Genomic DNA, 11,902 nt, shown 5'->3' on the forward strand with positions numbered 1-11,902 from the left:
CTTCGATGATGAGATGAAGTGGTCGGGAAACCAACTTTATCCTATCATGAAGTGAGGTTTTTTTAATACCACGCTAGAAGCTCTTTTGAACCCCCGGCATAGCCAGGGGTTTTCTAAACCACTAAAAGAAAAAACCGCCCTTGATCCAAATCAGGGCGGTTTTGAGATAACGAAATAAACGTACAATTGTGAAAAATTGTCGTCCTATCATGTGCAGCTGCTAAAAAAGGACACACTTCTCCCGTGGAAAATAAGCTCTTTAAAAAAAGCTTACACAGCCTGCCTACAGCGGCACACGTTCGTTCCTTCTCCCATCCAGACTTTCACTGTCGGTCCCGGAGTTTCACCAGGTCCACCGTATCTGATTTACGAGATACGGGTCACGGACTAAGAAGCAGCATTTGCGCTTCATCACCGCCGGTCGGGATTTTCACCCGGCCCCGAAGGAATCGACCAATACGTGGTCTTATTCAACTAATGTTTAAATTGTATCTTTCCAAAATGGTTTCGTCAACTATTTCGATTTCAGAATAATAAATTCTGCGTTAATTTATTTGCCGGATCTATTCATCCTTCTTCTCTTTCTTCTCCAGCTCAGCCAGTTTGGCCAGCAAAATATGCTGCGGCATGTGCATGATTTGTTCGATCGGAACCTGTAGCGATTCCGCCAACTTTTGCGCGGTTTCTGCTGAAATCTGCAATGGTCTCATTCGGCTGTCCCTCCCTTCTTTTCCTTTTTTGATGGCGCGCGCTGAAACAGCTTGGCGGTGAAGTCTTCAAAGCTCGCGGCAAGACGGTACTCCTTCCATTCTGCTGAAACAGAGTCCCCTTCATTTGTCATGTAGATCACTTCCGGCTCTGCCAGATGTCGGTAATCGAGAGCAAGCCATGAATCAAAGTCTCCTGTCAACAAAACAAGTCCTTTCGGCAACCCGAATTGTTCCAGGAACAGTGGTGACATCCCGACTCCGCCCGCTGTATCCATTTCGTACAAATACGGAATAATCGCCGCCTCCCCATCATCAAACAATACATAACGATAGGCCAGTTCGCCGCCATTTTGCTCAAGCATATAGCGGACATACGTATCGGGCAGAGACACACCGAGAAGCTGTTCAACCTCGGTGATCCGCTGAGGCGTCAATGGAACGCCCGGTTTATATTCGGATGGGCTCTTCCAAAATGGGCCACCCTGATAAAAATCTAAGCTCATCTGAACGCTCCTTTCCTGCTCTCCCTTAGTATAGCGGAAAAAGCAAGAGCCGCGCTATTCTTCCTTCCGATTTATCCGCTCCTCCTGACGGATTTCCTCAATGAGATGATTGATGCCGATTACGCGCTCGACATCGATGATAAAGGCGATGCCTTTGCCGGATTGATTTAGCTCGACCCCCGTTTCAATCGCTTCGGCGACATGTTTCGTCAGCTGATGATGAATTAATGTCAGAACTATTTCCTTTTCAGGCTCGATTTGAATATTGAATAGCTTTGCTTTTTCGTGGATGCCGGAGCCGCGACCGGAAAGTATCGTCGCTCCTTCGGCACCAGCTTCCAGTGAGGAGTCAACCACTTTACTCGCATCTCCGCGGTTGACAATCGTCACAATCAGATCAAATCTTTTAGCTGGATCTGTCATTATTTGCTCCTCCTCCACTTGTTCATCCACCTTACTCCCCGGGGCGAGAGTAACGATCCCCAATACGTTTTCCACATTGATGATCATCCCGATCCCTTTGCCGGACTGATTCAACTGGACTCTCTTCATGACGCTGTCGGCAATCGTTTCCATCACCGGACCTGGAGCAATCGTTAAGACGACTTCCTTTTCATAACTTAGCGGGATTCCGAAAAAGCTTTTTTTCTCATGAATGCCGCTTCCCTTCGCTAATAACACAGTCGCTCCCCGCGCCCCCGCCTCTTTCGTAGCACGGACGACCTGTTTTCCGTCGCTTTTTTTGACGATCGTGATTAATAATTTATGACCCTGACTCGGCTTCATCTTTACCCCTGCCTTTCCGTTCATAAAGTATTCCTAACAGTAGCACTGACAAAATAGGCGCTAATGCGACCAACGCGATCATGCCAAAGCCATCCAATAACGGGTCTCTTCCTTCAATTGCTGAGGCTACACCAACGGCAATCGCCAAAATAAAGGTGACCGTCATCGGACCAGTAGCGACGCCGCCTGAATCAAAGGCGATCGCAATAAATGTTTTTGATACGAGCAGCATCAAAATCAGCACGAGCGCATAGCCAGGTATGAGATAATACCATAACGAAAAACCGAGGAGAATCCGCAGCATCGACAAGGCAATCGATACGCCAACACCGATTGACAATGTATAAAGCATCACTTTCTCTGAAATGTACCCACCCGAAATCTGTTCGACCTGTTCATTCATAATGCGAACGGCAGGCTCGGCAAAGGTCGCCACAAAACCGAGGACAAAGCCGATCGGCACAAGCACCCAGTTAAAGGACAGTCCGCCGAGATTCTCTCCTATCACCTCTCCGGCTGGAAAAAAGCCGACATGAACACCTTGCAGAAAGAGAGCTAAGCCGAGAAAGGAGAGCAACATCCCAATTAAAATATGGAGGATGCGCTTTTTTTCCAGCTTCAGAAAAAGCAACTGAAACACGATAAAAAAGATCAGCAACGGCAATAAAGCGAATGTTACTTCAAGCAGCACATGATGAAACCCTTCGAAAATGGTGACGTTCATCCATAAATCACCCCTAACACAAGAACGGCCAATATCGGTCCGATTGAGGCCAGGGCTACGAGTCCAAAGCTGTCGCTCGATGAACTTTTTCCACGCAGCACCGAGGTGACACCTACTCCTAGCGCTAAAATAAACGGGACTGTCATCGGTCCTGTTGTCACGCCGCCCGCATCGAAGGAAATAGGAACAAAATCGTCGGCTGTAAACGCGGCCAGGATGAAGACAGCCGCATATCCGCCAAGCAGGAGCCACTTCAATTCAATGCCGAAAATGATCCGCAGCATCGCCAGCGCGACAAAAATTGCCACCCCAATCGCCACAGCATAGATCAGCACCATTTGCGAAATACCACCGCCGGATACAGTCTCAATCTAACTGGACAGCACGCGGACATCAGGCTCGGCTATCGTCACAACGAATCCTACTATAAAGCCGACCAGAATAATCAGCCATACTTTATTTGTTTTCGACAACGTTGAGCCAATCATTTCCCCGATCGGCAGCAGCCCGATATGTACCCCGATTAAAAACAAAAATAATCCTGAGCTGACGAGGATCACACCGATTAGAAATTGGAGAAAGACATCCAGTGGCAGAGAGATTAACGTAAACTGTAAAACAATAATCACGGCTGTGATCGGTATTATTGCAAATACGACTTCTTTAAACGTGTCTTTTATGTCTTGCATCCATTTTCCCCTCCGGTCTTTCTTGGCCCTTTTTATCCTTCATTCCCATTTAGCGGCCTGTTTGAAACAAATGGACATGTAAAGCGCATTCAAAAAAGAAGAGACTGCTGAAAAAGTACGATTTTCACTCTTTCAGCAGCCTTTTCCTAATGAACGTAGCCACGAAAAAGGAAGTTTTTCAACGCCTCCCTTGATGCTGTTTTATCAGGTTTTTTCAGCCATAAGCATCAGTTCGTCAACCGTGACAGCATGAATCGTCCCGCCTGCTTCCTGCACGTGATAATAGGACTTACAAACCGGATCCGCTGACTCGATATAACGGTTGACCTCATATACTTGCTCGGCGTTCTCTGTCGTTCTTTTCACCCATACAGGATAGTCATATGTTTTCTTTTTCAGCTCTTTGCGCGTAACAACGAGCTGTCCGCCGCCAATCAGGCTGCTCCATTCTTTCTCAGACAAACAGCGGACATGGCTGTGATCGCGCTTTTTTTCAAATGTGTTCATGAAGGTTGCCAGCTGATCATCCTCCGGCACTACATTGTCGATAAGCAAAAAGCGCCCACCCGGCTTCAGCACTCGTGCCGCTTCCCTCACAAAGGCTTCCGGATCCGGAAAATGATGCGGAGCGATCCGGCATGTCACAATGTCGAAGCTCTGTTCCAAAAACGGTAGCGCTTCGGCATCGGCCAGCACGTAGAAAATATTTCCGATCTGCTGTAAATGCTGTCTCGTATTGGCGAGCATTTCCTTTGTCAGATCGGTGGCGACTACCTGTTTCACTGCCGTCGCCAGTTTTTTCGCCACATGGCCGCCACCTGTCGCAATATCCAATGCGATCTCGGCGTCATCTGGCTGAAGCCATTCAAGCAATTGATCGAGATCGCTGCTTTGGGCATGTGACCGGCTCTTCACATATTCATTCGCATTACGGCTGAATTGCTGTTTTACCCTGTTTTTTGCTTCTTCGCTCATCATTACCATCCTTTCTTCATAGCTGGCCCTACCATTACTTAATCTATATGTAGAAAGACTAAAAAACAGTAAGAATAGAACGATCACTGCTGAGAGCCTGCCAGTTTAGCGGGCGAATTTTTCAAGAAAACGCTGAGGATATTCACTTGGCAGCTTACTGACGTCATCAAGCTTCTGCCATTGTTCAGAAGTGAGCTGCCAGCCGGTACTGCCGAGGTTTTCTTCAAATTGCTCAAAGCTTGTCGCCCCGAAAATAGGGGAAGTGATCTCTTCCTTTTGCAGCAGCCAGTTAAGCGCAATCTGCCCTGGCGTTTTACCACTCTCGTCAGCTACGTCATATACCGCTTCAAGGATCGCAAAGTTTTTCTCAAGAGCGCGCTTCTCCCAGCTCGATTCGCCCACCCCTCTCGACAGCCGGCCGGATTGTGGGGTTTCTCCCTTTTGATATTTCCCAGTCAAAAAGCCGCCGCCGAGCGGCGCCCATGGAAGCACACCGACGTTTTCCTCTTTGCAAAGCGGAAGCATCTCCCGGTCCATTTCGCGGTTGATCAGGCTGTATTGCGGCTGAATCGAAATGAAGCGGGCCAGGTGGTGAAATTCGCTATACGACAAAGCTTTCATCATCTGCCACGCCAAAAAATTAGAGCAGCCGATATAGCGCACTTTCCCGGCACGGACAAGATCATCAAGGGCGCGGACCGCTTCTTCAATCGGCGTTATATTATCCCATACATGGAGCTGGTAAAGGTCAATATAGTCCGTTCCGAGCCGCCTAAGGCTCTGGTCAACTCCTTCCATGATCCGGTGACGGGAATAACCGAAATCATTCGGACCTTTACCAACTCGCATCCTGACCTTTGTCGCCAGCACGACTTCACTGCGTCTGTCTTTGATCGCTTTGCCAACAATACGCTCTGATTCTCCTTTGACATACACATCGGCCGTATCAAGAAAATTGCCGCCACGATCAAGAAAACGATGGATCATTTCAATCGAATCAGCCTCATTGACCTCATTGCCGAACGTCATCGTCCCTAGACAGAGCTCAGACACTAACAGACCGCTTTTCCCCAACTGATTATATCGCATCATAACCTCTCCTTTTCCTTCTTCTCCACTCCTTTTTAGCATAGTTGATTTTTCTACCTATTGCATCTATCTTTCTTGCTGTTCAAGATCGACTTTTATTAGATAATCGTCAGAATCTTGTGGAACCCCTCTTCCATCACGATTATTCGTGATAAAATACAGCGATTGCCCATCAACAAAAAGGTCACGAATTCTGCCGAACCCTTCGAGCCATGTGACAAATTCAGACGTTTGCAAGTTAAGCGCATAAATCGCTTCGCCCCGCAGTCCCGCCACATACAACACGTCTTTTGCAACCGCCGCTCCCGAAGGTGCCCATGTGTCCTCGCCAGAATGGATCAAGGGAGCGCTCAAGCCCTCTTCCGTCTCATCCCCTCTGACGATCGGCCAGCCATAATTCACGCCCGCTTCAATTAGATTGATTTCATCGTACGCGCTTGAGCCGTGCTCACTGCTGTATAGAGTGCCGTCCTCATCCCAGGCCAGCCCTTGCGGATTACGGTGCCCGTATGAATAGACGTAGGAATCCTCCCAAGGGTTATCATCAGGAACCGTTCCATCAAGCTCAAGCCGGAGTATCGTTCCCGCCATTGCCTCACGCTCCTGAGCCAGCTCCTCGATCCCGGCGTCTCCGGTTGTTGCGTACAGCTTTTCATCTGGTCCCATTGCCAGTCTGCCTCCATTGTGAATTCTCCCCCCAGGGATCCCGGCAAGCACTTCCTCCTCTTCTATCCATTGTCCGTCATCATCCGACTGGCTGATGACCGCGATCCGATTTAAGATTTGACCTTCTTCCTGATATGTGTGATAGACAAAAGCACGGCCATCCTCGGCGTAATCCGGCGACAGCACAAAGCCAAGCAGGCCGCCTTCTCCTTCAGCCAGTTCGTCATGCTCAAGCACAACCTCCGCTCTCGTATCACGTCCCTCTTCAATCGTCACAATGCTTCCATTCCGCTCGGTAATGAAGAGCGTTTCTCCTGATTTCTCAATCGCCCACGGCACCTCCAGCTGCTCGGTGACAACCTCAATCGGCTCCGGCTCTTCAGCTTGTCCAGCCTCCCCGTCAGTTGTTTCAGTCGCTCCCTCCTGAATCGGTTCCTCGAGGCTTTCTTCTGGTCCATCATCCGAGCAGGCCGCCAATCCAGCAATCAGTGCCATTATTAACAAATATTTCATTTTAAACACCTCCATTACGCTTATTCACCGCCAACCGGCTTGTTAAACGTCTTGAGTCCAGACGCAGCCGAAACAATGTGCAGGGGCATTCCTTATCAACTTCTTTGAAAAAAGCGCCAAAAGGCTGCTCCAAAAGGTTCATCTCCCTTTTGAAACAGCCCCGGCGCTTGTCCATGGTCCGTTAAACTCCCGGCATCACTCTTCTGCCAGATTTACATAGATATCAGCAAGCTCTGGAGCCTGTTCAATCAACTCATAATCGAGCATCCAGTCAATCGTTTCCTGCCATGCGGCTTCGTCCTGGCTGCCGAAGCCTGAGTCAGAGGCCATTTTCGGTAAAAGAATGTCGAGGCTTTCCTGCTCGACTTCCTCAATTAAAGGAAAATTTGCTTCATCCTGTTCAGCGAAGAGAATCGCTAACGCTTCATCCGGCTGCTCGGTCATAAATTGATACCCTTTTGTTGCGGCGCGCCAGAAAGCAGCAATATCCGCCTCGCGCTCCTGCCAGGTCTCATCGTTCGTGACGACAACAAGCTCATAATAGCTTGGCACTCCGTAGTCGACCGGATTAAAATAGCGGGTTTCATAGCCATTATGCCGCAGCACGGGCACTTCATGATTGATGTATGCCCCAAGGACAGCGTCAACCTGACCGCTTACAATCGATGACCCTAATTCAAAACCGACATCAATCATTTGCACCTCATCGGGATTTCCGCCATCATGCTGAACAATTGTTTTTAAAATTGATTCATTCAACGGAATACCTGGATAACCAACCTGCTTCCCCTCCAAATCCTTCGGCGACTGAATACTGCTATCCTCTAAAAAGACAGCATGATTAAGCGGTGAGCGGACAATCGCCGCCACAGACTTGACCGGAACATCCTGCGTTGCGCGGGCGACAACAACATCCGGTTGATAGGTGATCCCAAGAGTCATTTGTCCAGCAGCCGCTAAATTGATCGGATCGGTCGGGTTCGTCGGAAAATGAATCTCGACATCGAGACCTTCCTCCGCAAAGAATCCCTGTTCCTGGGCGACATAGAGGAAGCTGTGCACCGCATTCGGATACCAGTCGAGCATAATATCAATTTTGGCAAGCTCAGCTTCCTGCCCAGCTTCCGAATTTTGCCCCTCAGCCGCCTCCTCAGTTGGCGCCTGCTCTTCTCCGCACGCCGTTACCATCGCCATACTTACTGTAAACAAACCAGCTATAATCCATTTTTTCATCGTCTTCTCCCCATTTCTAGCTTACTTCTTCTGATGTGTCCATTGATAGATAAATTGCAAAAGAACCTTCGTATAGTTGACGAGCTGTTCAACCGCGACGCTTTCGTTAACAGCATGCGCATTCAGCAGATCTCCCGGGCCATAAATGACAGTTGGAATCCCCGCCTCGCCAAGCCAACCTCCATCTGTCACCGTTGGGCTGACATCAATTTCCGCTTCACGGCCCATGATCGTTTGATGCGAAGCGGCGAGCAGCCTAACGCCGGGGTCCGCTGGGTCGATTTCAAGCGAAGGAAAAATTTCGCCACGGTCTTCAATCATTGAGCTGCCGCCCCACGAAAAAGTCGGCGGGTGATCGCGCAGCCAGACATCTCCACTTGCAACCTTTAACAGATGCTCTTCAATCTCACGTGCCACCTCTTCGTGAGTTTCATCCGGATAGAAATGGACCGTAATCCAAAGCCGGCATTCATCGGCAATAAAAGCAGCATGCCGCCCTCCTTCAATCACAGCCGGGTTAATCGTGTTTGAGCCGGGCGCGAAGCCGGGATAGCTTTTCGTAATTGCCCAATGTCGCTCCAGCTCCTGCAAACCGCCAATGAGCTTCATCATTTTTTCGATTGCGCTTGCAGCGACAACCTGTCCGCCGGCATGAATCATTTGCCGCCGTGTTGCATCGTGATAGGTCTTTTCACTTTTCACCGTGATCCAGCCGGTAATCACGCCACCCTGGCCTTGAATATGGAGGTCGCTCGTATCAACTACAACCGCAAAGTCCGCCGTGCTGCCACGCTTGCAGCATTCCAGCGTCCCCGCTTCACCAACCTCCTCACCGATCACCGATTGAAAAATCAAGTCGCCCGGCAAGGCGATCCCAGCCTGATCAAGCAAAGAAACCGCGAATAACGCTCCGGCCAGACCGCCCTTCATATCTGCCGCTCCCCGGCCATATAAGCGTCCATTGCGGACAAATGGCGTGAACGGATCAAGCTCCCATTTTTCATCAGGACTGATCTCGGCGACATCAATATGACCGTTTACAATTAAGCTCTTGTGCGTCTTTGATTCTGTCCCTTTTCGAATTCCAATGACATTTGGATCGCCCGGATAGACGTCCCACATCTCAATCGCAAAGCCGTGTTTTTCCAAAAAACGGGCAACGAATGCCTGCGCCTCTTGTGTATTGCGCGCCGGCGGTGCCGGTGTCTGAAATGAAATGAGTGTTTTTGCTAGGTCGATCAGCTCCTCTTGCCGCTCCTCCACTTTGCTGAGCAGTTCAGTGATCGTTGTCACATCATCCCCTCCTTTTCGTGTAGACAAAACAAAAAACCACCCCCTGACAAGAGAAGTGGTTCACGTCTATATAGGACAGAGTAACACTCTGTCTAAAGAGCTGGTTCCACACTTCTTCCCTCCGCTAGTACGAACTAGATCAGGTTATAAGGGTTAAGACATTCGTCTCTCTCAGCTTTATAAAAAGCACCCCTAGCAGTGATGATATATGTAATTATTTTGCCTACAAGTAGTTGTACCATACTGCATGAAAAAAGGCAATCAGAAAATTCCAACAGCTCGGCTAGCTGTCCTCAGCTGAAAACGCCTGTAGCTCTTCTCTGTTTCGTTTCTCTGCTTTGCGCGCCATCCGCTCCAGCTCTTCCAAGACATCATGAATCGAGAGAATCACATACAGCAAAATCGTCTCCGCAGAAAAATGATGATGAAAAGCCTTTGCCAGCGGGACAGCCGCTTCGTGTTTTGAATACCAAAAGTGCTGGTCGAGCTGCTCGATCAGCTCGAAATGCTCTTTAGGAATATGATGATCCCTCGCCCGCAAAATAGCGACGGTTGACTCAATCGTCTGCCGCAAAAGCTGCTTTTTCGCCGGCGAAAAAGCCAGGTTGCCAAGCGGCAGCGAGAGGACATTTGCCAAATGAAACTGAATTTGCTGGAGGTGTTCCAGCTTGCGATATTCATGAAAGAACATCCGCAGTTCCCCCGTTTTGCAGCGATGGTATTTCCATTCTTCACGCTGATACTGGCACAGCTGAAAGGACTTCCCCAACTCACTTGTCAGTTGGCGGTGCATCTTCTGACTGTCTTTTGACGAACTGCGCTGCCTATCAATCACTTCTTTACAGCGCAGCTCCAAAAGCCTCGCTGTTTCGTTAAATAACTTCTCGTTGCGCATTTTGATTTCCGTAACATAATTCGCCGGCAGAATGAGAAAATTAACGAGTGTCGAGACCGTTAGCCCGATCGTTGTCGTTCCCGCCCGCTCAAAGAAGGCAAGCAAATATTGATCCTGCGTGATCGGAATCATCGCCAGCGCTGTGACAGTCGCAATCAAAGTGCCGGCCTGAAGCCTTAATTTGTGACAAATAAAAATCGTGCTGACTGTAGCCAGTGTATAGGTAAGTGCACTATAACCGAATACATAGACGAAGGTCATCGCCAGGCTTGCTCCTATCAGTGCCGCCGGGAAACGGACGATCCCTTTTTTGATCGAAGCCGACACTGTCGGCTCGATCGTGACAATCGCGATAATGACGGCAAATACAGACGGCAACCCGAACAGCTGGCACAGACTGGCGGCGGCAAACACCGCAATTCCGGTTTTGATCAACCTTCCACCTATAAACTTAAATCGTCTTAGTTGTTTCATAATTGATCACTGTCTTTCCTGATGACATCACGAACGAGTCAGCCGTTAACTCCGCTTCTATTGGCAATCAGTTCAATCCATTTTGGCACTCCCTGCCCCAAGCAGGACGGTTCCAACGTTTTGGCGGTCTCTTCCGCGAAGCGTATGATTAAAACGTCCGGCGGTAATCCTTAAGAAGATCCCAGTCAAATTCCACCCCTGTCCCGACTGTATCCGGCGCGACGGCCCGGCCATTTTCCAGCACGAGCGGCCTTGTTGTATACTGGTCAATCGGAAAGCTGTGGACCTCCATATAGGAAGCGTGCGGGATCGCGGCCATTAAGCTGACATGCAGCTCCTGCATCCCGTGCGTACAGACAGGCAAATTATGAGCATAGGCGAGATTGGCAACCTTTAGCCAGCCCGTAATCCCGCCGATATTTGACGCGTCAGGCTGAGGAAAATCAATCTGCCCTCTCGTGATCATCTGTTGAAACTCATAAACAGTATGTAAATTTTCTCCGGCGGCAATCGCCATTTCTCCTCCCTGAGAAATTCGTCTATAACCTTCATAGTCGTCTGGAATCGTTGGTTCCTCAAGCCAGAGCAGGTCATACGCAGCGAGTTCCTTTGTTGCTTTTATCGCTTTTTCCACAGACCATTTCATATTGGCGTCGACCATAAACTCGATATCAGGTCCAATCAGTTCCCGTACAGCGGCGACCCTGTCAATGTCCTCAGCCAATGTCGCTTGCCCCAGTTTTATTTTGACCGCCGAGAAGCCCTGCTCTAAATAGCCTTTTATATTCTCCAACAGCCGTTCCTTCGTGAAGTTCAAATCAATCGCGCCGGCGTAGCAAGCCGTGCTGTCGGAATGACCGCCCAACAGCTTATAGAGCGGCATGCCGGCCCGTTTTGCCCGGATGTCCCACAGCGCGATATCAATGGCCGACATCGCAAATGAGGCGATTCCGCCCCGGCCGACGTAATGAATTTTCCAATTCATTTCTTCCCATATTTTCTCAACGCAGCTCGCATCCCGTCCGATGAGAAAAGGTCGTAAATCATGCTCAATCATCGCGCAGATTGCCCGGCCGCCAACTCCTCCCGTATAGGTGTATCCGACTCCCTCGTAGCCGTCCTCAAGTTTAATTTTGACGACCGGAAGCTCGAAATGGGTATGGATGCCGTGCATCGCATCACCAAGCGGCTCCGCTAAAGGCACTTGATAATATTCGGTGATGATGTCGACAATTTTCGTGAAGTATGTCATCGGTATCTCCTCGATTCTTTTCTTTCATTGTATATGGACGTATTTCCACCGTCAATTTAATTTTGTTTACGCTTTCATAAATCAGCCGTCCTATTCCTGC

General features: G+C 49.2%; 11 protein-coding genes, 1 pseudogene and 2 riboswitches. All 12 genes and pseudogenes read right to left on the reverse strand.

Going from position 1 to position 11,902, the window contains the following annotated elements:
- Positions 1-299: 299 nt before the first annotated feature.
- Positions 300-452: riboswitch (FMN riboswitch) on the reverse strand.
- Positions 453-563: 111 nt separating this feature from the next.
- The 12 genes and pseudogenes from M3212_RS05060 to M3212_RS05115 all read right to left on the reverse strand — a co-directional run bounded on the left by M3212_RS05060 (position 564) and on the right by M3212_RS05115 (position 11,802).
- Positions 564-710 carry a YycC family protein gene (locus tag M3212_RS05060; protein WP_251192874.1) on the reverse strand — a complete coding sequence of 49 codons (147 nt, stop codon included), beginning with the start codon at positions 708-710 and terminating at the stop codon, positions 564-566.
- Positions 707-1,213, reverse strand: coding sequence for an SMI1/KNR4 family protein (locus tag M3212_RS05065; protein WP_251192875.1), 507 nt, complete (start codon positions 1,211-1,213; stop codon positions 707-709). The genes M3212_RS05060 and M3212_RS05065 overlap by 4 nt, the downstream gene beginning before the upstream one ends.
- 54 nt (positions 1,214-1,267) lie before the next feature.
- Entirely contained in the window at positions 1,268-1,999 is a 732-nt protein-coding gene (locus M3212_RS05070; protein ID WP_251192876.1) for a P-II family nitrogen regulator, read from the reverse strand.
- Positions 1,977-2,723, reverse strand: a complete 747-nt coding sequence (locus M3212_RS05075) for a DUF1538 domain-containing protein (protein WP_251192877.1) — start codon at positions 2,721-2,723, stop codon at positions 1,977-1,979. Before M3212_RS05075 ends, M3212_RS05070 begins: the two co-directional genes overlap by 23 nt.
- Positions 2,720-3,412 (reverse strand): annotated as a pseudogene (locus M3212_RS05080) (DUF1538 domain-containing protein). The gene M3212_RS05075 and the pseudogene M3212_RS05080 overlap by 4 nt, the downstream one beginning before the upstream one ends.
- 204 nt (positions 3,413-3,616) lie before the next feature.
- A complete protein-coding gene (locus M3212_RS05085) occupies positions 3,617-4,387 on the reverse strand; it encodes a class I SAM-dependent methyltransferase (protein WP_251192878.1) in 771 nt (256 codons plus the stop codon).
- Between the two features lie 105 nt (positions 4,388-4,492).
- Positions 4,493-5,476 (reverse strand): aldo/keto reductase, encoded by a 984-nt coding sequence (locus M3212_RS05090; protein WP_251192879.1) that lies wholly within the window; start codon positions 5,474-5,476, stop codon positions 4,493-4,495.
- Positions 5,477-5,542: 66 nt separating this feature from the next.
- Complete coding sequence (locus tag M3212_RS05095) at positions 5,543-6,655, reverse strand: PQQ-dependent sugar dehydrogenase (protein WP_251192880.1); 1,113 nt, start codon at positions 6,653-6,655, stop codon at positions 5,543-5,545.
- 195 nt (positions 6,656-6,850) lie between these two features.
- Positions 6,851-7,888 (reverse strand): ABC transporter substrate-binding protein, encoded by a 1,038-nt coding sequence (locus M3212_RS05100; protein WP_251192881.1) that lies wholly within the window; start codon positions 7,886-7,888, stop codon positions 6,851-6,853.
- Positions 7,889-7,909: 21 nt separating this feature from the next.
- Entirely contained in the window at positions 7,910-9,181 is a 1,272-nt protein-coding gene (locus tag M3212_RS05105) for an acetylornithine deacetylase (protein WP_251192882.1), read from the reverse strand.
- A gap of 99 nt (positions 9,182-9,280) precedes the next feature.
- Positions 9,281-9,385, reverse strand: a riboswitch (TPP riboswitch).
- Between the two features lie 79 nt (positions 9,386-9,464).
- A complete protein-coding gene (locus tag M3212_RS05110; protein ID WP_285874083.1) occupies positions 9,465-10,550 on the reverse strand; it encodes an FUSC family protein in 1,086 nt (361 codons plus the stop codon).
- A gap of 148 nt (positions 10,551-10,698) precedes the next feature.
- Entirely contained in the window at positions 10,699-11,802 is a 1,104-nt protein-coding gene (locus M3212_RS05115) for a mandelate racemase/muconate lactonizing enzyme family protein (protein ID WP_251192884.1), read from the reverse strand.
- Positions 11,803-11,902: the final 100 nt, after the last annotated feature.

This window comes from Halalkalibacter oceani (genome assembly GCF_023715705.1).
Lineage (GTDB): Bacteria > Bacillota > Bacilli > Bacillales > Bacillaceae_D > Halalkalibacter > Halalkalibacter oceani_A.